Here is a 20,708-nt window from a genome sequence, read left to right as displayed (position 1 = left end):
TACATGAAAAAACAAACATGGACGTTGCTTAGCCTTTCGTTATTTTTATCATCATTTCTATCAACCCTGAGTTATGCAGAAACAACGAAGCTAACTCAGGCACAGTATGATCAGAAGATGGCTGAATATACAGCAACTGTGAATTCAACTAAAACCGTTTTAGATGCAAAAGATAATCCAGCGACAGCAACAGAAATGAAAACCGCATTTTGTCAGCGTATGGCTGCATATCATCAAATTGCTGCGCTATCTAAGGCCAATATTGAATTAAGTACCGCTTCCGTGATGCTGATGGTGGCCAACCGTTATCTTGATCAGCAAGAAAAAAGTCTGACCGATGCAGGGATGAATGAAAGTGCCTTCTGCCCAACGGCGAAAGCTTTAAAAGTTGAAGATACGAATCGAGTAAACAGTAAAGTAACCCAATAAGACAGTACGGATTTAGAGTAGGCCTTAAGATCTAATTTATTGTTTCAGGATGCTGTATAAATAGACAATGTCCTCGATTGTGTTAAGATAAATAAAAATCAACCATCGTTTGAGTAGGAGTTGGTGTATGGCAGCTTATACCGACATTAAAGTAGGCAAATATGAGGATGATATGATTCCTAAACTTGCCATTCATGCTTTTCATGATGCTTTTCAAAAAGCAACCACTCGTTCGTCTGTGGTTTATGCAAAAGCTGAACAGTTGGTTGAACGCGATATTCATGGCAATGAAACTGTTTTACAAGACTTAAGTCATGCTTATATCGATGTAGGCGTTTTACCGACACTGACACGTAAAAAGAAACACGCAACCGTATAGATTGATATGCCACCTCGACAACCTAGAATAAGAATGTTTGCAGGGCCGAATGGTTCTGGTAAAAGCACTGTTAAAGATTACCTTTTGCCCCAACATATTGGGGCATATTTAAATGCAGATGAACTGGAACAAAACTTAAGACAGAGTCAATGCCTTGATTTATTACATTATCATCCTTCCTTAAAAGCTTCAGAGTTGGTCACTTTTCTAAAAAGTAAGAAGCGTCCTCAAGCGGGACAGTTCGTGGCCCTACTTACGCATGAGCCGATGGTACTAGATGAATGGAAGATCGAGTTTAAAACCAATGAAATCGATTCTTATCTCTGTGCACGCATTATTGATTATATCCGGCTTGAGTTTCTGCGCTTAAAAGTCAGTTTTACTTTTGAGACGGTAATGTCACATATCTCTAAAGTTGAGTTTCTCCGAGAAGCGAAACGACAGGGTTATAAAACCTATCTATATTATGTCTCAACAGTCGATCCACAAATCAATATTGCTCGGGTCAAGTATCGCGTCAGTGTGGGCGGCCATCCTGTTCCAGAGCAGAAAATTATCGAGCGTTATTACCGAAGTATGGATCTGCTCATGCAAGCTATAGAGTGCTGTGATCGAGCCTACTTGTTTGATAACTCTTCCGATGGTATACAAGCGTCTTTTCTTGCAGAAATAGAAGTAGCTGAAACCTTAAAAATGAATGCCGCCGTGTCTAAGCTCCCAAGATGGTTTGCAGAGCGTGTATTATCAGAATTCCAATAAACTGCTCAGAAAAAGAGCTGGCTATTTCATCACTTTTCAAGTGTCTACCTGCATAAAAATATATTCAAAAGTTGTAAATGTGTTTCATAAACTGAGAATAATGATCATGATGTAGAGATGTACCTCTAACTCTATTCAGGTTCTTTAAATGCAAACTATAATGAAATAAAATGAGATAAGTTAAGTATTTCTAATCTAAAAAAGAGCTGAATACAAAATTCCTCGGGAATATATTCAATATTTTTGCATGATTGTGAAGAATAACTATGTAAAAAATGCTTTAAGGTGTTGCCTAAACGACTAAAAGCTTCGAGAACGAACAGGTAGTGTCTATTCAAATATCTAAACCTAGATGAAAGGGCCCGTAAACACTGGTCATAGACATGTATAGCATCGATAGATACAAAGGGTGCTTGATTATTTTTTAATTAGATATATTATAAAAACATATATTGTTTTAAGGTGCTTACCAATGCATGATTTTGCGTGGTCTTTTATAGGTGGAATATTACTCGGCATCTCCGCCGTTGGATATTTATATACCAATGGACGAATTGCAGGAATCAGTGGTCTGGTCTCTCAAGTTTTAAACTTAAAAGGGATCATAAATACGCCTGCACTGTGGTTTTTATTGGGCCTGTTCATTGTTCCGTTTATATATGCCGCTTTTGTTCAGCCAGAGATCTATATTGAAGCTACACCTTTCATGTTAATTATTGCGGGCGTATTAGTAGGCTTTGGAACTCGCTTAGGCTCTGGTTGTACCAGCGGGCATGGTATTTGTGGTATCAGTCGTTTATCCAAACGTTCAATCATCGCTACAATGAGTTTTATGTTCGCAGGCTTTTTTACTGTGTATGTTGTCCGTCATATGCTTGGAGCAATCTAAAATGAAAAATGTTTGGGCATTCATTTGGGGTGGATTATTTTCAATTGGTCTCATGCTTTCAGGAATGTCGAATCCTGCGAAAGTGATTGGCTTTTTAGATATTTTCGGGCAGTGGGATGCCAGTTTGGCTTTTGTAATGATGGGTGCAATTGCGGTTGCATTTATTCCTTTTCAAAAAGCTGTACGTCATACACATCCAAAAACGGTTTATGGTGAAGCTATACAACTGCCTAAAAATACGAAAATCGACAGAAAACTGATCTTGGGAAGTCTGCTATTTGGTATAGGCTGGGGAATTGCGGGAATTTGCCCTGCGCCGAGTTTTACTTTGATTGGACTGGGCTATTATCAAGCGATCTATTTTATAATTGCGATGTTCGTCGGTGTGCTGCTACATCGTAAAGTGATGGAGAAAATGCCATGAAGCAAACCGCGCAAGTAAAAGCATTTTTTGATACACAGACCAATACGTTTAGTTATGTAGTGAGCGATCCTGAAACTCAGCGCTGCGCCGTGATTGATAGTGTGTTGGATTATGATGCAGCATCGGCAACGACCAAAACAGAGCAGACCGATTTAATCATTGCTTATATTCAGAAAAATAGCCTAAGCGTAGACTGGATTTTAGAAACACATGTGCATGCAGATCATTTAAGTGCTGCTCAGTACTTAAAGCAAAAACTAGGTGGAAAAATTGCGATTAGTCATAAGATCGAGATCGTACAACAAACTTTTGGTGAGATTTATCACTTAGATATTAAAAGTTTAAACGCTACGCAGTCATTTGATTATCTTTTTGCAGATCACGAGACATTTTTGATAGGCAACATAAAAGCATATAATATTCCGACACCAGGGCATACACCTGCGTGTCTCAGTTATGTCATTGGTGATGCTGTTTTCGTGGGGGACACGTTGTTTATGCCTGACTATGGGACGGCACGTTGTGATTTTCCAAATGGGAGTGCGGCGGCTTTATTTGACTCAGTGAAGACTTTGTACACATTGCCAGATCAAACGAGGATGTTTTTATGCCATGACTACTTACCCGAAAGTCGTGATCAATACCAATATGAGACATCGGTTTATTCGCAAAAGCATGAAAACATTCATATCAATACTACAACGGAAAGGGTCGATTTTGTCGAGATGCGAAACCGCCGTGATGCAACGTTAAGCATGCCAAAATTGATATTACCCGCAATTCAAATCAATATGTTTGCAGGCAAGTTCCCTCAACCAGAAGACAATGGTATTTCTTATTTAAAAATTCCGCTGAATTATTTTTAAAACAGAAAAGTAGCAAGACTTAAAGCATTCGGCATCTTTTCACTTGCTTAAAATCTGATCTTAAACAGGCATGTACATCATGCCTTTAAATTTAGCCTAAGCAAGTATTTCACTCAAAATAGCCTAAGCATAATTGAACTTAATCTAAAAAGTCTTTTGATTTATTCCCATTAAAAATTCAATATCTATAGAAATCAAATAAAGTAAGTTTCATATGATCCTAAATCATCAATTTCATCAAAATGAGCAGTCAGCTGCAAAAACACTGGTCTTTGTTCACGGTTTATTTGGCAGTTTAAGTAATTTAGGGATGTTGGCTCGGGAGTTTTATTCAAGCCACCATGTATTACAGGTAGATGTACGTAATCATGGGTTATCTGCACATTCAAATGTGATGAATTATAAGGCTATGGCAACCGATCTAATTGAAACTTTAGATGAACTCAATATCGAGTACTTTTCTTTGATCGGGCATTCGATGGGGGGAAAGCTGGTGATAAAAGTGACCGAACTCGCAGGAGATCGACTAGATCAACTGGTGGTATTGGATATTACGCCTATTGCTTATAAAGAAAATCATCATGAGCAGATTTTTAAAGCGCTCTTTGCGGTACAAAAAGCAGATATTGAAACACGTCAACAAGCCATAGAAATCATGCGTGAATATCTCAAAGAAGAAATGGTGATTCAGTTTCTCTTGAAATCTTTTAGCAAAAGGAAGTGGTTGTTTAATGTAGACGCACTGTATCAGAACTATACCCAAATTCTGTCATGGGAAAATATAGAAACATGGCATAAGCCTGCATTATTTATACGTGGTGGAAACTCACCATATGTAAAAAAGCCAGAATATATAGAAGCTATCCAATCGCAGTTTTCTCAAGCCCAGATTCAGACGGTGGCAGATGCTGGACACTGGTTACATGCAGAGAAAACTGAGCAAGTTCTGCAAATCATTACTCAATATTTGAGTCAGCCTTCAACCTGATTAACTCAAATTTGCAGCTGAAAGTTGTCCTTCAGAGGTCAGCTTTTCAGCCATTTCCGCAGTTTTCTTTAAATTCGGCATTCGATATTCAGTATGGCCATAGTCTTGGATCGACTTCCAACGCCCGCCCCAAGTTAAACCTACAGATTCTGCAACTTCACCATAGAGCTGATAGCCACGCATCGCCCATGGATCTCGTTCAGAAATAACGACTTTTCCATCCCGCTTAAATGCGACATCCGCCGCCAATCCAAATTGGTGATAACTCTGATAACCCCGTGCCAAAGTCGTATTTTTATTGCTGGCTAAAGAATTCTGACGCTGCGGGCTACGATAGCCTTCAAGTAAAACCAGTTCATATCCATGCTGCTCACGCATTATTTTAAATACCATCAGTAAACGTTGTTTATAGCGTGGGTTCATTTTGTGCCACTTACGATCAGCCGTTGCTAAATTGTCATGTGAATGAGTTGAATGTACATCCTGAATACTTGGATCGTAATTCAAAGCACTGGCTTGAATAGAATTATTATTAAGATCCGCTTGCTCAAGCAGACTTGCTTCAACTATGGCCGCCGCAACTAAGGATTCTTCGATCTCTGGTGGTGGGGACAAAATTTGTCCATCAAGTAGGGCATAAATTTGTGGATCCGATTGTTTTAAATAATCGGCTTCGATTTTAGTGGGTGTGACTGGACTGGTAAAAGCAAACATTAAGATGCTGGCAAATAGAAATAGACCTGCAACCAATATCCACCACTGCTGAATATGCCAATGCGACTGCAATTGCTCGGGCGCAGCAGCATGATTTATATGCTGTGCAAAATGACGAGCGGATTGAAATCTTTTTTTTCCTTGAGGAATTAACCCGACAAAAAAGCCTGCTAATTTTACTCTGAGTTCATAGGACAGTGCTAAACCTAGCCCTAGTGACAAGATTAGAAAAAGCGAAAAAAGAGCATAAATCATAGTCTGATAGTAGCTGGAATTGGGGCTTCGACGGTACGAGTTGTAATCTTGGTTTGTACACTCCCTGTGGGAGATTCTTCGGATTTTTCCACTGCCTGTTCTGCTTTGGCTACTTTGTCGTGATTTTTATCTTTCGGTGCGGCCGAACTTTGCGTTGACGAGTTTTGTTTCTTATTTTCTTTTGGTAAGGGCTGCGAACTAGCACTCTTCATCGATGGTGCAGAAACTGTTTCAGCTGGACGAAGAAATGCTTTGCTTAATTCATCTTCTTTGGGTTGAGGAAAATCAGAAGGCGGCTCAGTTACATTTGAAGGTTGAACACTTTTAGAAGGGATGACTTTAGTCGTTTCAAAAATAGCTTCGGGTTCCCGCGTCGGGGCTTCATTATCGACTGAGGGTTCAGTGACATCGACGCTAGAACTTTGACTAACCTGTATTAAATCATTTTTTTGTTGTGTAAAAAAGTAAGTAAAACCAAGAGTAGCCATTAATAAGACACCACTCAAAAAACCACCAAACGCATAGAGCATAGGTGAAATATTTTTCTTTTTTGTAGACGTCAAAATTTTGACTGAAGTCCGTTTTTCATGAGCCATGGAGTTAGTTCTTAGGGTAAATGAATAGTAATATGTGCCTGTTCTGTTGGCGTAGAAATGACATTTTCATATGTGGCCAAAGAATTCGTACTTTGCTTTGATAACATATAACGCAAGCCTGCAAAGGATAAGAGCGCGAATACGATTAGAAAAAGTAAAATCCAGTAAAAAGGAAGCTCACGGTGAATCATGTGTTTAATTTGATCGGGGAGCGATGCAAAAGGAGAAAAGGCCGCCTTTTTCCCTTTCAAATAGTCAATTTCATCGCCCACACGTGCGACCAAATGGTTTAAATTTTCTATAGATTCAATACGATATCTACCATGAAAACCCAGAAGCATGCAGTAATGATAAACTTCAAGTGCGGCTAATCGACTATTTCCTTTACGACGTAGCTCTTCTAAGATTTCGAAAAAACGATAACCCGCAAGTTGCGAGCCAAATAAACTAAGCTGTAAGGGACTGATTAACCAACTATTTTGTAGCTCGAAAAATTGTGCATCTTGCTGAGTCACAATGGTTTCATCTAATAATGCACAGTAAGCATATTTAGCATCTTGAATATCATCTGATGAAAATTGTAATTTTCGGGCTTGGTTTTCAAAACGGTTGAGTAGGGCAATGATTTTTTCGCGAAATTCAGTCGAACTACTCGGTATATATTTGTTTTTTAATAAAAATACAATATAAAAACCATCATGGAGTAAGTCGACCAAGTTGGTTGTACTGGTGACTTTGGTGGTCATGGGCTGAGAAATTGAACCAGTTCCAATTTGTCCATCATCAAAAAGTGAAGGGGCATTATTCATGATTCATTTCCTTAGCCATTCATCACAGCAATCAATTCAACAGCAATATCTTGGAAACCTGCCGGAATATAAATACAAATCGACTCGGCATCCAACATGCGTTGGTATAAGTCATTATTTGGTTCAATTTCAAAGTAACTCACACCAGATCGCACTGGAATAGCGGTTGGAACCTGCATTAAATGATGCAAAGGAACTGCAGGAAGTGCTGCAATGACGCGTTGTTCAACATCTACGGTGTTGCCGACTTTAAATCTCAATGGAACCAATTGAATTAGTTCGTGACTTTGCATCATGCTGCTAGAAACAGCCAAGTAAAGTCTTGAATCTCGAGTAATTTTGTCTGACTCTAAACTGCCTAACCAATAAGATGGTCGCGTTTCTTTTAATTGGATACTGATGTAGCGGTTTGAAATAATCGTATCTAATAACTCACGTAGAATGACATCAAGCTGACTAAAACTTTCTTGTAAATTATGATGTTGGTAGCGAGGTAAATGATCAACCTCATGAGCCGTTGAAAAAGTCAGCAATGAGCCAGTCAAACGTAATAATTCAAAGAATAGCCGCTCTGGATGGATATGCGGGTATTGCAATAAATGATTCAACGTCGCGTGTGCTGTGTTGAGTGCATTAACCAGCCAAAATGACACAATGTCGCCAGAGCGAAATTCAATCAGTTTTTGCTCGTTTTCTCGATTATTACTTTGAATAGTTTTAATTTTCGCTTTGATAACATTTAAGCTGCGTTTCAAACTCGAGATAAGATTTTCAGAAGATTCAATATGCAAGATAGGCGGAATAAAATGACGATCAAATTCAAATTGACCTGAGCTTTGACGTTTAATTTTTGCTAAAGCTAAATACAAAAAGCCATCAAGCTCTTGATTCGGTTCTGCGTTGACCTCTAACAAGCGAAACTCTGCACGGCGGCGCAATAAGGTGATATCTGCCGCAGTAGCATCTGTAAATAAATCATGAGTTGAGGTTAGATAAGAATGATAGCGACCGAACTGTGCACTATTTTCAGCGCTCACATTTTTCTTATTGGCTTGTACAATCGGCAAGGCTAAATAAACCAGGATTTCGCCACGTAAATTCAGTTCATCTAATAACACTGGCTCAGGCAGTAAATCACGTGTCGGCGCTTGATAGATTTCACCATCTTGCCAAATCATACTAATACTTTCAAGTGCCAAGATATGCGTGTGTAACTGGGCCTCATCAAATTGAATATTTTGAATGCCATAGGCAAATGGAATCGTGGAACGAATGGTATGATTCAGACGTTGTTCATGATACGCATCTTGTAATTGAAAATGTTGAGGACGTAAAAATAGACCTTCACCCCAAAGTATTTTTTCTGCTTTAAACATTTAGATTACCAGTCGCTTGATTCATTTGCTTGTTGTACGCCCAGTAGTTCTTGGACGTTATGCAGTGGATTTTCGTTTTTAATCACTTGATTTAACCATTCATGTAGTGGCATCTGACTCCACTTGATAGTTTTCTGTAACATATAACTTACGGGACTATGCGGTTCATTGGCTTGGAAATAGTCAGAAATTTCTTGTAATACCCGCATGGCTTGTTCACGGTTTGCTAAGTGATTTTGCGGTTGAACCTGAAAGCCTTTGGATGGATGGACGGTGTTCATGTCAATCTCTTGTTCTTTGTGCTGGGTAAATGAAAGTGCCTGTGTTGTTATCGTTGCGGCAGCAGAAGACTCAGATGTTTGTGTCGCCATTACAGGTTGGGTAAAAACATCGGTTTTGTAGAGCTTTTTTAAACTGGTGTGGATGTTTTCAAGCTGAGTATCAATCGCAGCAAAGCTTGGTGCGTCTAAGCCCATTAAGGTATCTAACACACTTTTCAAAATTGACCATTCAGCCAGAATCGCCGAAAAATGTTGATAGTTCTGATATTGAAATGATTTTGATGTGTTGAACAGGCTCTGCTCAAATTGTTCCAAAATCTGAGAGCTATTGGCATCATCTGTATAACTTTCTACTTGTTTCAACAAATGGTTTTTTTGTCTCAGTAAGGCTTCATAATCACTGAGTGAAAATGCAGGAACATTCACGATAGCGACTTGTTTTATCAGTGGAATCAAATGATTAATTGAACCTTGTAATAAACCTAGACGTTGATCTAAATCTTCTTCTTCAATTTCAGGATGAAGTTGTGTCCAATACTCATTTAGTGTCCGGTGCATAAGCTCTAGGGCTTTTGCAGTGCCTTCGAATCCGTATAAATTTGACCACGCTTCAAGTAACCAGCCCAATAAGCGTAAATCCTTCGATTTTCCCGTGAGGAGCTCGATAGATTTTTGTTCAACGAACTGCCAGTCTGCTTGCTTAGGTTCAGCGACCCAGTCGCCTTGATCAAGTAATGGATCATCCTGAGTTTTTGCAATTTTGATAGCGTGGAATTCATTGGAAAAAGATAAGTCTTGTCCACATGGTTGATCGCTTGAGATAGGAGACAATAAAGGCTCGATTTCTAAGCTCATAATTTTACACTCTATATATTTTATTAAACTTGATTCGCTTTATTTTTAGCAGGATGTCGTTTCTTTTTAGCCGTGGTTTTTTCGCAGGGGTCTAAAATATAAGTAATTTCATCATCTTTGACATCGATCTGAATAACTTTGGGAAAATGACCGGCTGCCAGAGCCATCAATATTTCTGTGGCTAAAGCAGGCAATATACTGGCATTCAAAATGTGATCAACATTCCGTGCGCCGCTATCGACTTCCGTGCAGCGACTTAATAACAGTTCTACCAGTTCCTCTGAATATTGAACTTTGCTTTGGTACTGCTTCTCAAGGCGAGCGGTTATTTTCTTGATTTTATGATGGATAATTTGAACCAGTAAATCATCATGCAGTGGGAAATAGGGAACGATACGCATGCGCCCTAAAAAAGCAGGTTTAAATTGTTTATATAAACTTGGTTTTAACTGCTCAGCTAGGCTTTCTGCTGTTGGCCACTCCTCAATCGGTTGATTCAAACACGCCTGCATAATGGCATTCGAACCTACATTCGAGGTCAAAATAATGGTGGTATTCTTAAAGTCGATGATTCGTCCTTCACCATCTTCAAGCGTACCTTTGTCAAAAACTTGATAAAAGAGTTCTTGAACATCGTTGTGTGCTTTTTCAATTTCATCCAGTAAAACCACGCTATAAGGATTGCGGCGAACCGCTTCAGTCAGCACACCACCTTGACCATATCCCACATATCCAGGTGGAGCACCTTTTAAAGAAGAAACGGTATGTGCTTCTTGATATTCAGACATATTAATGGTGATCAGGTGGGATTCTCCACCATAAAGCTCACTCGCCAGCGCAAGTGCGGTTTCGGTTTTACCGACACCACTTGGCCCCACCAACATGAACACGCCTTGCGGTTTATTAGGATCATCCAATTTTGCTTTAGATGTTTTAATCCCCTGAACCAGTTGATGTAGGGCAGAGTCTTGTCCCATAACACGCTCAGCCAGTTTGCTTTCTAGGCTGAGAATCTGTTTTATTTCATCGTTCACCATATTGCCCACAGGAATACCGGTCCAGTCTGAAATAATTTCATTAATGATTTGTGCATTAACGCGCTCAAACACTAAGGGATTCTGGCCTTGTACATTGCTTAATTCTTCACGAAGCGCAGTAATCTCTTCTTGAGCATTGTTAGCCGTTGTATCTTGTTGGAGTTGTTTTATCTGTTCAACAAGCGCTCTTTCTTTTTGCCACTGCGTTTGAGTGTATTCAATTTCGCGCTCAAGCTGCGCTAGTTTTTGCTTCAAATCGTGCAAGCGCTCATGATGAATCGGTAAATTTTTATGTTCATTTTCTAAAATCTCATATTCAAGTTTGAGATTATGTTGTTGAGCAAGTATCTGATCTAACTTTACAGGTTTTGCATTCTGAGTGAGTGCTACACGCGCTGCGGCTGTATCCAGTACACTAATTGCTTTGTCTGGGAGTTGACGACCACTAATATAACGATGTGAAGAGTGTACGGCTGTGATGATAGCTTCATCATCAATATTTAAATTAAAATGATTGGCCATGACTGGTAGCATGGCACGTAACATATCGATGGCGACATCTTCGGTTGGTTCTTCAACGTTAACGACTTGAAAGCGTCGACTGAGCGCTGCATCTTTCTCAAAATATTGTTTATATTCAGCCCATGTGGTTGCTGCAATGGTACGTAACTCACCACGAGCCAGTGCGGGTTTTAATAGATTGGCAGCATCATTTTGGCCTGCTTGACCTCCCGCACCAATCAAAGTATGTGCTTCATCAATAAATAAAATTATAGGATGAGTGGCAGACTGAACCTCTTGAATCACTTGTTTCAGGCGATTTTCAAATTCACCTTTTACACTGGCACCTGCTTGTAATAGTCCCATATCAAGCGTATGCAGCTGAACATTTTTTAAAGCATCAGGCACTTGGTTGTTCACAATTTTTAATGCCAAACCTTCAACGACAGCCGTTTTTCCTACACCCGGCTCACCAGTTAAAATGGGGTTATTTTGGCGTCGACGCATCAAAATATCGAGCATTAAACGTATTTCAAACTCACGACCAATAACAGGGTCGATAAGGCCACTTTGTGCCTTTTGGGTTAGGTTAATTGTATATTGATCAAGTGCTGGCGTTTTGTTTTTAGCCAAATGCTGTGCAGGCTCAGTGCTTTCACTTGGCGCTGTTTCCTGTAAAACGTCTTGTTCGATACTGTTTGAGCATAGGTCTAAAAATTTATGCTTCATTGTATCGATCGGGAACAGTTCAAATTGGCTCGAAGCGCGTAATGCCATTTGATGCAAATCTGGTGCTGTTAAAAGTGCTACCAAAATATGACCTGTTCGAATGACAGGATTTTGTTCGGCTGAAGCAAGTAACCACGCTTGCTCCAATAAACGAATAATGGATTGAGCAAATATCGGGGTACGGGTATTTCCTTTAGGTAACTGGGAAAGACTGAGTTGCAAATCCTTAACTAAGAAATCATGGGAAATTTTATATTTTTCAACTAATAAGTGGAGATCATTTGGTTCTGATTGTTCTAATAATTCAAGAAAAAAATGCTCAATTTCGATTTCATAATTTTGTTGATTAATACAACTATTTGCAGACTTCTCTAGAGCAACACGCGCATGATTAGATAGCTTCTTAATTAATATTTTAAGGTTATTCATATGTAACTCAGTCATGCTTTATAGCAAAGTTTTTACAAGACAAATATGCCAATGGCTATCTGTGTTTTTAGTGTAAATATAAAATTATTTATAAATTAGCATTTTACAAGTCATTATAAATGCTATTTGGCGAGTATTTTATATATATGCCATCATAATACACAAATGAAATTTAGATAAAAAAGAAGATATATTACAAAAAACAAACATAGTTACTTTTGAGTAACATTTCTTTCCTTGACTTTAGGTACCATATTTTTGTTAAATCCAAGCGCATTATATAAGCAGAAATATTTACCTAGGGTGTGTATATTTTAAATCGAAGTTACTGATAATAATTTTAATTTTTTATTCATAAAGATTTGAGGCAAGTTTTGAAAAAATATTATTTAATTTTACCTACATTCGTTTTATTAACGGTGACACCATTTGCTTTTGCAGCGGCAGAAGAGGGTATTAGTTTAAAAAAGAAATGTATTAAAAATTACCCATTGGTAAATGGTGAAACTGATCACGATTTACTAAGTTTATATGCACAGATTTGCGATAGTAAAAATAAAAAAAATGATGAGCTAAAAAATAAATTATTGGTTCAAGCTGCTAGTCGATATCAAGAACTTGGGAAAAGTTATAAAGCACTTCAACTGGTTGAAGAGTTAAATGCGCGAAATATTAATCATACATCATTAACAGATACTCGGTTTTTAGCTGGCGTTTCGATTGCAAATACGGCGTTAAACCATATGCGTCAAGAAGAAGTGCGCTATTTATCTGCAGATTTAACTTATCCACCTGCTAAAGAGCTGTCTAATCTCGTTCGTAATTCTTTGCCTGCGCCAGATACGAGTGATGCAAAGGCCGTGGTGATCAAAGCACCAAAGAAAACCACGCGTAAGACTGCGAGTTCAACCAAACAAACCACAAAGAAAACAACGGCTCAGGTGGCAAAACCCAAAAAAGTTGAGAAAGCACAATCAACTGAAGTGGCGAGCAAGCCGAATACAAATCCCTTTAATTCACTTTAAAAACTTTCATTTTTGAAATAATAAAAAACAGGATTTTCATATGGCTAAACGTGAAAGCGTCCAAAAAAAGTTACAGCGTATTCGACCACCTCGGGTACAACTGACTTATGATGTTGAAGTTGGTGATGCTAAAGAAATCAAAGAATTACCATTTGTTGTTGGTGTTTTAGGTGATTTCTCAGCGGCATCTGAAATAGAAAAAACCAAGCTCAAAGACAAAAAATTTATTAATGTTGATTTAGAAAACATTGATGAAGTCATGGAGTCCTTAGCACCACGTGCTGCCTATCAAGTTGAAAATACATTGACTGAAGATGGTGGACGTATGTCTGTTGATTTGACCTTTAAGTCGATGGAAGATTTTCGTCCTGAAAATGTGGTTCAGCAAGTGGATCCTTTGAGAAAATTGGTGGAAGCTCGTGAACGTTTGACTGATTTGCGTAACAAAATTTCGAATAATGAGCGATTAGAAGATCTACTTGATCAAGTTCTGCAAAATACAGATCAAGTACGCAAAATGAGTGTGGAGGCTGAAAATGAATAATGCCCAATCTGCAGCAGTTGCTCAAGATACCACTGAAGAATTTACGTTATTAGATTCAATTGTTGAACGTAGTCGAATTGCTCGAAATGAAGAAGAGCATGATCGAGCGAAAAGTTTAATTGGCGAACTTGCTAAAGAAGTGATGGCGGGAACGATTACTGTTTCAGAAAATATGACATTATCGATTGATAAGCGTATTGCTGAAATTGATGCGCTCATTTCGACGCAGCTCAGTAGAATTATCCATGACGAACAATTTCAAAAAATTGAATCGACCTGGCGCGGTTTATATTACTTTTGCCAAGAAACGCCATCTAATCCATTGATTAAGATTCGTATGTTGAATACAACGAAGAAAGAATTAATCAAGGATTTTCAAGGCGCAACGGACTTTGATCAAAGTACATTGTTTAAAAAGATCTATGAAGAAGAATATGGGTCATTTGGTGGTGCGCCATATGCCACATTAATTGGCGATTTTGAGTTTGATCGTACACCTTCAGACATGTATTTGCTGGAACAAATTTCACATGTTGCTGCAGCTGCACATGCACCTTTTATTTCTGCAGCAGATGCCAACATCCTCGGATTGGAATCCTTTACAGATATTGACCGTCCGCGTGAAGTATCTAAAATTTTTGAAACCGCTGAATATGTCCAGTGGCGTTCTTTCCGAGAAAGTGATGATGCGCGCTATGTTGCATTAACAATGCCGCGTGTATTGGGTCGTCTGCCTTATCACCCTAAGGAAGGTACAGCGACTGAAGGCTTTAATTTTGTGGAAGAAGTCTCTGGGCAAAATCATGATGAATATTTATGGATGAATGCAGCCTATGCTTTTGGCACGCGTTTGACCAATGCTTTTGATATGCATGGTTGGTGTGCTGCTATTCGTGGGGTTGAAGGTGGTGGTTTGGTAGAGGGATTACCTGTTCATACCTTTAAAACCAGTGATGGTGAAGTGGTCTTTAAATGTCCAACTGAAATTGCGATTACTGACCGTCGTGAAAAAGAGCTCAGTGATCTTGGCTTTATTCCTTTAGTACACTGTAAAAATACAGATTATGCAGCATTTTTTGGTGCGCAATCGACGCAGAAGCCTAAAAAGTATAATAGCGATTCTGCCAATGCAAACTCTGCTTTATCTAGCCAAATTCAGTACATTATGGCCGTTTCACGTATTGCACATTATTTAAAAGCCATGATGCGAGATAAAGTCGGAAGCTTTGCTTCGGCTGGAAACATTGAAACATTTTTAAATGAGTGGTTGGCTCAATATATTTTGCTTGATGACGGGGCTTCACAAGAGGCGAAAGCGCAATATCCGCTGCGTGAAGCATCTGTCAAAGTTGTAGAGAACCCAGCACAACCGGGGCACTACAAATCTGTGGTTTTCTTGAGACCACATTTCCAGTTGGATGAATTGTCAGTATCACTGCGACTTGTTACTGAGTTACCTCAGTCCTCAAACTAATTTGAGTGCCAACACATAATAACTTTAGAATAGGAAAAGATTACAAATGAAAGACATATATGTACAGTTCAGAGGTAAATATAAGGTCGATGGCGAGTCACGCGATACAGAGCACCAAGGCTGGTTAGAAGTGAACTCTTGGTCGCACAATATTCGTCAGCCAAAGTCTGCAACATCATCAAGTGTTGGTGGTCATACAGCGGAACGTGTTGAACATTCAGATATGCTATTTGTTAAAGATTTGGATGCAACCAGTCCAAAACTTTGGGAAGCATGTTCAGCCGGTTATACCTTTGATGAAGTACAAATTGATTTTTATCGCGCAAATGGCGATAAGCGCATCAAGTATCTACAAATTAAATTGAAGCATGTTTTAGTTTCAAGTGTTACGCCAACAGTCAGTGAGGAAGGTGTTCCGCTTGAAGGGTTTGGTTTGAAATATGCTGCTGTGGAATGGACATATAATCAGCAAGATATTAATGGCACGCAAAAAGGTGCTGTGACCAAAAAATGGTCTCTATCAAACAATACTGCATCATACGCTGCATAAAAATAACTGAAAAAATAAAGGCTAACCAACGTTGGCCTTTATTTATGCGAGATGATTTTAATCAACATGAATCTAGATCAGCTTTATCCCTATGGGTTTAGAAAAACGCTATTTGACCGATTATTACCGACCACTGAACAGGACCGATTGGGCATGTCTCTTCAGGAGCTACGTGAATCCGTCGCGACCGACTTAGAAGATTTGTTGAACAGTCGTATGGCCAATTTTAATGATTCAATTGATGCTTTTCCGTTGGTAAAAAAGTCCATTGTTCAGTTTGGAATCATTGATTTTGTTGGATTATCGACTGCGAATCCGACCGATCGCGATAAAATTTGCCAATCGATTGCTGCGTCTATTACAGCGCATGAACCGAGACTAAAACAAATCAAAGTCGAAATGTTGCTCGATGGACAAAATATGGGGGCTCTGTGTTTGAGCATTCAAGCCTATTTAAATATTCATCCTTTATATGAACCCGTGATTTTTGATGCTTTGCTCAAACCGACAACACAACAATATGTTATTTCTGCAAGAGCTTAATGGGGCTGATTTGTGATTGAAGAATTATTACCGTACTACGAAAAACAATTACAAGAATTTGGGCAGCAGTCTCGTGAATTTTCGCAAAAATACCCAAAAATCGCTCAGCGTTTATCCTTAAACCAAGAGCAAGTAGATGATCCACATATAGAACGCTTAATTCAGTCCTTTTCTTTAATTGCAGCAAGAATCGATAAGAAGCTGGCTGACAGTTACGACATTTTTACTCGGTCTTTGTTTGAGGTAATGTTTCCTCAATATCTCAAACCTTTTCCTGCATGTACTGTGGTCAGTTTTGAAGACTTAAATAAGTGTAAACAATTAACTGAAGCTCATCTCATTCCTAAAAATACTGTAATAAAATCAAGAAGTTTTAAAGGTGTACAGTGTGAATTTAGCACCACACAAGAACTAAAGTTATTACCCATTGAACTGAGTCATCTCAATTTTAAAACGAATCCTAGTGCTCATATGCATTTAAATCAAAATGCAACGCTTAGCTTAGGATTTAATATTTTTAATCAGGCACATCAAATTTTAGAAAAAGAAAATTTGCCTATTTATTTGGATGCGATATCCAATTTTCCACTACAAGTTTTGGATGCTGTTTTCCAGTCGAGTACAGGATTTTCATTAAAGGTTGGTCATCGCGTCATCGACATCCCAAATCCGTTTAGTATCATGGGTTTTGCTGAAAGTGAAAGTTTGTTGCCCTTAGATCAACATACACATCATGCATACCGGCTGTTGATGGAATATTTCTGTTTTTCTGAAAAATTTAATTTCCTCAATATGAACTTAGGTTTGTTAAAACATTTAGAAAAAGAGCAAAATCAGTTTGAAATTTTGATTCATCTTAAATTAAATTTAAATGATCAGGTCAATATTCGAAATTATTCTGAGTTGAATATCGCAAATTTTAAATTATATGTCGTGCCAGTTATCAATTTATTTAAAAAACAGGCTGAACCTCAAAAAATTAATCATCAACAACTCGAATATCCTTTAATTACAGATGCTCATCATCCTGAGTTTTATCAAACTTATTCGATTACTAAAATGCAAATGATTCGTGAAAAATCGAATAAAGATCAAACTACCTTTGAAATTTATCCATTCTTTGCGATGAGTCATTATCAAAAGGATGAGACTCAGTTTTTTTATAGTTTGAATTCGGCACAGCTACAAAATAAATATGTTGAAACAGGTTATAGTATTATTTCAAAAAATTTATCGCCTGAAACAACAAAATCTGATTTTATCAGTATGCAATTATTATGCTCCAATCGTGATTTACCGCATGAGGCATTGAGCCAAGCCAACAATATATTAAATTTGAATGATAGTAGTCTGGCACGGCGAGCTGTGGTTTTAAAAAGACCGAATAAACCCTATTATTTTGAACAAAATAAAAAAGAGCAATGGCGGATCATTTCGCATTTATCATTAAATACTTTATCTCTCACAAAGGGCGATGCTTTAAGCCATATTCAAGAACTACTTGAACTCTACAATCTGCCTCAGCTTAAAGAAAACCACCTTATTATTAATGCGATCCAGTCGGTTAATTTTGAATTAAAGCAAAAGATGGTGGATGCAAAACCATTCCCACTTTTTATACGAGGGTTGAAAGTAAATCTAGGGATTGATTCGAAAGTGTTTCGAGGACATAGCTTGTATATTTTTAGCCAGTTGTTGTCGCATGTCTTTAATTTAAAAGTCCAGATGAATAGTTTTGTCGATGTTGTTATTTCAGATGCTCAATCTCAACAGGAGTTATACCAATGCGTGCAGAACGTTGGTGGCAAGACACTTCTATAGTTGACGTACTGGTTGAACAACCGAACGCTTTTGAGTTTATTCAGGCGACGCGATTATTACGTCATGCGGAAGCTCCCGATGCTCAAAAAGAAGAGGATTGGGCAAAGCAGTTTAAGTTTTATAGTTCACTGAATCTCAATTTTCCGAATGCAGAAATTGAGAGTTTGACTCTTGACGAAGAAAAAATTCACTTAATCAACTTAATGATTGGTTTAACTGGGATTCAGGGCACCTTACCGTATAGCTATACCAATAAAATTAAACAAAGTGCGCGTATACAAAGGAATGAAACACTTCATTTTTTAGGTTTATTTAATCACAAGCTCACGGCGCAATATGTGGATGCATCTTTAGCTTACCATTTACCGATTCGCTATGAGATTGAGCAAGAAAATCATTACCTCGATATTTTGCATGCATTAAATGGTTATGTGAGTGCTCAACATGAGCAACAAGACTTAGATCATTATTTTGCTGAATTCGCTGGATTAATGCAGGGGCAAAATAACACATCACATGCGCTAAAAACCATGCTGAGTTGCGTGTTTAAGCAACCGTTTATAATTAAAGAATTTGTGGAAGAGATCTTTCACTTGTCCCCTGAACAAAGAAGCACACTTGGGGGTAGTGCTAACCAATTGGGCATTAATACCTTTTGTGGAGAAAATATCCGTCAAATAGATGGAAAAATTGAAATAGAAGTTGGTCCCATCTCATACGCCGAATATTTAAAATTTTTACCCGATCAAGCTGAGAGTATAAAACTTAAACGATTACTTGCAAGCTGGCTCAGTCCAACGCTTGGGGTGGATTTAAGAATCATCCTGAGAAAAGAGGATATTCAACCGATTCAGCTGAGTTCAACGATGACCATTGGTTTATCACAAGGTGCTTTTTTAATGCCGATGCCGACCGAACACAATCATGAAACCTGTTATACATTGATGGGGATGGGGCATGCTTAAGCTCTTTATTGGTACTGTGAGCAGCTTATTGTTGCTTGTCGCAGGAATCGTCATTTTTTACTGGCGTGACATTCAGTATGACCCAACTGGGGCAGACCTGCTTAATTATTTACTTCTATTTCCTCTGATTCTGTGCGTAATTTTATGGTCTCCAGTATTTATTTATCATGCAATTAAAGCCCACCAAAAGCGCAAAGAGCAGCAAAAACAAGCGCAAGTAGAACAACATCAGGATGATGACAACCAACAGGCTGAACCTGTTGAAATTCAGTGGTTGAACCTGAATATTTATTCATCTTCTGCATATAGTGCCTTTGGGGAAAATGACGAGATTCTTGACGAGATTAAAAAATTTAAAAGCCCAGAGCTCGATACGCAATTACAAAATGCCTATGGCTTACCGATGCTGTCTTATCGCATACATGCACTAGACCATGTCATTACAAATCAGGATGATAATGAAGTCATTGATCATCCGCGCCATCTGCGAATTCAAGCCCTGATCGAGCATCAACTAGAGCAACATGCAGAAACATTGTGGCAAATCTCACAGCATTTAAAGCAATCGGCCTTATTTTATGACAGTGAATTGGCCTATGAGTATCGTATGCATCCGGCATGGATTGATCCTACGAGTGAATATGATAGCAATGAACCAGAGGAACAACCTGATGTGAAGCAGGTTGCTAAATTAAACCGTATCAATATACATATGCTGCTGCCTGAATCGATGTTACATGTTTGGAATGAAGAACAAAGCAGTGGCGTCGTACAGGATTATTTAAGTTCACTGGGCGTGATTACGCAGCAAATTCATCTTGAGCACCATTATTTCAGTCAAGAAACAGCCTATAAAGATTGGATGCTGTTATTGGAGCAAATTTCTCAGCAGTCAGAGGAAATTACGTTCATCCTGAATGTAGATTCTGAAATTGACCAAGAACTGCTCGATGAAAAAACATGGTTAACCGACCATTACTTGCCTGCTGAATATGCCTCTAGTTGGTGCTTAGCATCATCTTCTTTACCATTACTTGATATCAAACCCTTAAAACAACTCAAGATTGCGCTAAACGAGGCCAATCTTGCCAATCAGTTTGCATCCTCAGCGATGAAGCAATTAGAACAATTTAAGGATATTCAACCTTTTGTACTGATGCTCGATGATATTACAGACATTCAAACCATGAAAAAACTTAACCAAATTTTCGATCAAAGTGGAATTGAATCGCATCACTTCATTCATACCAAACAAAGCTTTGGACATACGCAGCATTTGGCCAAAGTATTTGGATTTATGTTGAGTATGCATTTGCCTGATGAGTTGATGGCGATGATTTATAGCACTGATCAATTGTCTACACATTGTTTTCTACATGCGTGTGAAGACAGTAATATCCCTGTAGAACCAACCATTTAAATTAAAAAAGAATAAGAGAGTACTGTGAATTCTTTATTTTATAACGTCTT

Annotated in this window: 21 protein-coding genes; 15 read left to right on the top strand and 6 right to left on the bottom strand. The window is 38.4% G+C overall.

Annotation, left to right across the window (positions count from 1 at the left end; genetic code table 11):
- The first annotated feature begins 3 nt into the window (after nt 1-3).
- The 7 genes from AC0KVP_RS09045 (at nt 4) to AC0KVP_RS09015 (ending at nt 4,734) form a co-directional block, all read left to right on the top strand.
- Entirely contained in the window at nt 4-429 is a 426-nt protein-coding gene (locus tag AC0KVP_RS09045) for a hypothetical protein (protein WP_473336143.1), read from the top strand.
- 127 nt (nt 430-556) lie between these two features.
- Nucleotides 557-808: a hypothetical protein gene (locus AC0KVP_RS09040; protein WP_279666523.1), complete on the top strand. Its 252-nt coding sequence runs from the start codon at nt 557-559 to the stop codon at nt 806-808.
- Nucleotides 809-841: 33 nt separating this feature from the next.
- The gene (locus tag AC0KVP_RS09035) at nt 842-1,567 is read left to right on the top strand and encodes a zeta toxin (protein WP_473340478.1); all 726 of its coding nucleotides are present in this window, start codon (nt 842-844) and stop codon (nt 1,565-1,567) included.
- Nucleotides 1,568-2,039: 472 nt separating this feature from the next.
- Nucleotides 2,040-2,456, top strand: a complete 417-nt coding sequence (locus tag AC0KVP_RS09030; protein ID WP_473336141.1) for a YeeE/YedE family protein — start codon at nt 2,040-2,042, stop codon at nt 2,454-2,456.
- A gap of 1 nt (nt 2,457) precedes the next feature.
- Nucleotides 2,458-2,880: a DUF6691 family protein gene (locus AC0KVP_RS09025; RefSeq protein WP_473336139.1), complete on the top strand. Its 423-nt coding sequence runs from the start codon at nt 2,458-2,460 to the stop codon at nt 2,878-2,880.
- Nucleotides 2,877-3,746 (top strand): MBL fold metallo-hydrolase, encoded by an 870-nt coding sequence (locus AC0KVP_RS09020; RefSeq protein WP_473336136.1) that lies wholly within the window; start codon nt 2,877-2,879, stop codon nt 3,744-3,746. The genes AC0KVP_RS09025 and AC0KVP_RS09020 overlap by 4 nt, the downstream gene beginning before the upstream one ends.
- Before the next feature lie 214 nt (nt 3,747-3,960).
- Nucleotides 3,961-4,734, top strand: coding sequence for an alpha/beta fold hydrolase (locus tag AC0KVP_RS09015; RefSeq protein ID WP_473336133.1), 774 nt, complete (start codon nt 3,961-3,963; stop codon nt 4,732-4,734).
- Here AC0KVP_RS09015 and AC0KVP_RS09010 read toward each other — a convergent pair whose 3' ends face one another.
- Genes AC0KVP_RS09010 through tssH form a run of 6 tightly spaced genes read right to left on the bottom strand, consistent with a single transcriptional unit; the run spans nt 4,735 to nt 12,331 of the window.
- Entirely contained in the window at nt 4,735-5,703 is a 969-nt protein-coding gene (locus AC0KVP_RS09010; protein ID WP_125273823.1) for a M15 family metallopeptidase, read from the bottom strand.
- Nucleotides 5,700-6,299: a hypothetical protein gene (locus AC0KVP_RS09005; protein WP_058951972.1), complete on the bottom strand. Its 600-nt coding sequence runs from the start codon at nt 6,297-6,299 to the stop codon at nt 5,700-5,702. Before AC0KVP_RS09005 ends, AC0KVP_RS09010 begins: the two co-directional genes overlap by 4 nt.
- Nucleotides 6,300-6,310: 11 nt before the next feature.
- Entirely contained in the window at nt 6,311-7,108 is a 798-nt protein-coding gene (gene icmH, locus AC0KVP_RS09000; protein ID WP_348929192.1) for a type IVB secretion system protein IcmH/DotU, read from the bottom strand.
- Between the two features lie 11 nt (nt 7,109-7,119).
- Complete coding sequence (gene tssK / locus AC0KVP_RS08995) at nt 7,120-8,484, bottom strand: type VI secretion system baseplate subunit TssK (protein WP_078389292.1); 1,365 nt, start codon at nt 8,482-8,484, stop codon at nt 7,120-7,122.
- Nucleotides 8,485-8,489: 5 nt separating this feature from the next.
- Nucleotides 8,490-9,620 (bottom strand): type VI secretion system protein TssA, encoded by a 1,131-nt coding sequence (gene tssA, locus AC0KVP_RS08990; protein ID WP_473336128.1) that lies wholly within the window; start codon nt 9,618-9,620, stop codon nt 8,490-8,492.
- A 23-nt stretch (nt 9,621-9,643) separates the two neighbouring features.
- Nucleotides 9,644-12,331, bottom strand: a complete 2,688-nt coding sequence (tssH, locus tag AC0KVP_RS08985) for a type VI secretion system ATPase TssH (RefSeq protein ID WP_473336126.1) — start codon at nt 12,329-12,331, stop codon at nt 9,644-9,646.
- A gap of 359 nt (nt 12,332-12,690) precedes the next feature.
- Between tssH and AC0KVP_RS08980 the strand changes: the two genes are divergently transcribed.
- The 8 genes from AC0KVP_RS08980 (at nt 12,691) to AC0KVP_RS08945 (ending at nt 20,658) form a co-directional block, all read left to right on the top strand.
- Nucleotides 12,691-13,341 carry a hypothetical protein gene (locus AC0KVP_RS08980; protein ID WP_473336124.1) on the top strand — a complete coding sequence of 217 codons (651 nt, stop codon included), beginning with the start codon at nt 12,691-12,693 and terminating at the stop codon, nt 13,339-13,341.
- A gap of 40 nt (nt 13,342-13,381) precedes the next feature.
- A complete protein-coding gene (tssB, locus tag AC0KVP_RS08975; RefSeq protein ID WP_005399429.1) occupies nt 13,382-13,885 on the top strand; it encodes a type VI secretion system contractile sheath small subunit in 504 nt (167 codons plus the stop codon).
- Nucleotides 13,878-15,359, top strand: a complete 1,482-nt coding sequence (tssC, locus tag AC0KVP_RS08970) for a type VI secretion system contractile sheath large subunit (RefSeq protein ID WP_005399430.1) — start codon at nt 13,878-13,880, stop codon at nt 15,357-15,359. The genes tssB and tssC overlap by 8 nt, the downstream gene beginning before the upstream one ends.
- Nucleotides 15,360-15,405: 46 nt before the next feature.
- The gene (locus AC0KVP_RS08965) at nt 15,406-15,909 is read left to right on the top strand and encodes an Hcp family type VI secretion system effector (RefSeq protein ID WP_004693082.1); all 504 of its coding nucleotides are present in this window, start codon (nt 15,406-15,408) and stop codon (nt 15,907-15,909) included.
- Between the two features lie 66 nt (nt 15,910-15,975).
- A complete protein-coding gene (gene tssE / locus AC0KVP_RS08960; RefSeq protein ID WP_010326723.1) occupies nt 15,976-16,452 on the top strand; it encodes a type VI secretion system baseplate subunit TssE in 477 nt (158 codons plus the stop codon).
- 12 nt (nt 16,453-16,464) lie between these two features.
- Nucleotides 16,465-18,273 (top strand): type VI secretion system baseplate subunit TssF, encoded by a 1,809-nt coding sequence (tssF, locus tag AC0KVP_RS08955; RefSeq protein ID WP_473336120.1) that lies wholly within the window; start codon nt 16,465-16,467, stop codon nt 18,271-18,273.
- Nucleotides 18,237-19,238, top strand: coding sequence for a type VI secretion system baseplate subunit TssG (tssG, locus tag AC0KVP_RS08950; RefSeq protein WP_473336118.1), 1,002 nt, complete (start codon nt 18,237-18,239; stop codon nt 19,236-19,238). Before tssF ends, tssG begins: the two co-directional genes overlap by 37 nt.
- On the top strand, nt 19,231-20,658 hold the full coding sequence (locus AC0KVP_RS08945) for a hypothetical protein (RefSeq protein ID WP_473336116.1): 1,428 nt from the start codon (nt 19,231-19,233) through the stop codon (nt 20,656-20,658). Before tssG ends, AC0KVP_RS08945 begins: the two co-directional genes overlap by 8 nt.
- The last annotated feature ends 50 nt before the right edge of the window (nt 20,659-20,708 follow it).

The sequence above is a fragment of the Acinetobacter sp. DL27 genome, assembly GCF_055810995.1.
This window is presented reverse-complemented; position numbering and strand designations above follow the sequence as displayed.

Bases quoted from the DNA above. Each gene is read 5' to 3' on its own strand.
- AC0KVP_RS09045 (WP_473336143.1), top strand. From the start codon at position 4: ATGAAAAAACAAACATGGACGTTGCTTAGCCTTTCGTTATTTTTATCA.
- AC0KVP_RS09040 (WP_279666523.1), top strand. From the start codon at position 557: ATGGCAGCTTATACCGACATTAAAGTAGGCAAATATGAGGATGATATG.
- AC0KVP_RS09035 (WP_473340478.1), top strand. From the start codon at position 842: ATGTTTGCAGGGCCGAATGGTTCTGGTAAAAGCACTGTTAAAGATTAC.
- AC0KVP_RS09030 (WP_473336141.1), top strand. From the start codon at position 2,040: ATGCATGATTTTGCGTGGTCTTTTATAGGTGGAATATTACTCGGCATC.
- AC0KVP_RS09025 (WP_473336139.1), top strand. From the start codon at position 2,458: ATGAAAAATGTTTGGGCATTCATTTGGGGTGGATTATTTTCAATTGGT.
- AC0KVP_RS09020 (WP_473336136.1), top strand. From the start codon at position 2,877: ATGAAGCAAACCGCGCAAGTAAAAGCATTTTTTGATACACAGACCAAT.
- AC0KVP_RS09015 (WP_473336133.1), top strand. From the start codon at position 3,961: ATGATCCTAAATCATCAATTTCATCAAAATGAGCAGTCAGCTGCAAAA.
- AC0KVP_RS09010 (WP_125273823.1), bottom strand. From the start codon at position 5,703: ATGATTTATGCTCTTTTTTCGCTTTTTCTAATCTTGTCACTAGGGCTA.
- AC0KVP_RS09005 (WP_058951972.1), bottom strand. From the start codon at position 6,299: ATGGCTCATGAAAAACGGACTTCAGTCAAAATTTTGACGTCTACAAAA.
- icmH (WP_348929192.1), bottom strand. From the start codon at position 7,108: ATGAATAATGCCCCTTCACTTTTTGATGATGGACAAATTGGAACTGGT.
- tssK (WP_078389292.1), bottom strand. From the start codon at position 8,484: ATGTTTAAAGCAGAAAAAATACTTTGGGGTGAAGGTCTATTTTTACGT.
- tssA (WP_473336128.1), bottom strand. From the start codon at position 9,620: ATGAGCTTAGAAATCGAGCCTTTATTGTCTCCTATCTCAAGCGATCAA.
- tssH (WP_473336126.1), bottom strand. From the start codon at position 12,331: ATGACTGAGTTACATATGAATAACCTTAAAATATTAATTAAGAAGCTA.
- tssB (WP_005399429.1), top strand. From the start codon at position 13,382: ATGGCTAAACGTGAAAGCGTCCAAAAAAAGTTACAGCGTATTCGACCA.
- tssC (WP_005399430.1), top strand. From the start codon at position 13,878: ATGAATAATGCCCAATCTGCAGCAGTTGCTCAAGATACCACTGAAGAA.
- AC0KVP_RS08965 (WP_004693082.1), top strand. From the start codon at position 15,406: ATGAAAGACATATATGTACAGTTCAGAGGTAAATATAAGGTCGATGGC.
- tssE (WP_010326723.1), top strand. From the start codon at position 15,976: ATGAATCTAGATCAGCTTTATCCCTATGGGTTTAGAAAAACGCTATTT.
- tssG (WP_473336118.1), top strand. From the start codon at position 18,237: ATGCGTGCAGAACGTTGGTGGCAAGACACTTCTATAGTTGACGTACTG.
- AC0KVP_RS08945 (WP_473336116.1), top strand. From the start codon at position 19,231: ATGCTTAAGCTCTTTATTGGTACTGTGAGCAGCTTATTGTTGCTTGTC.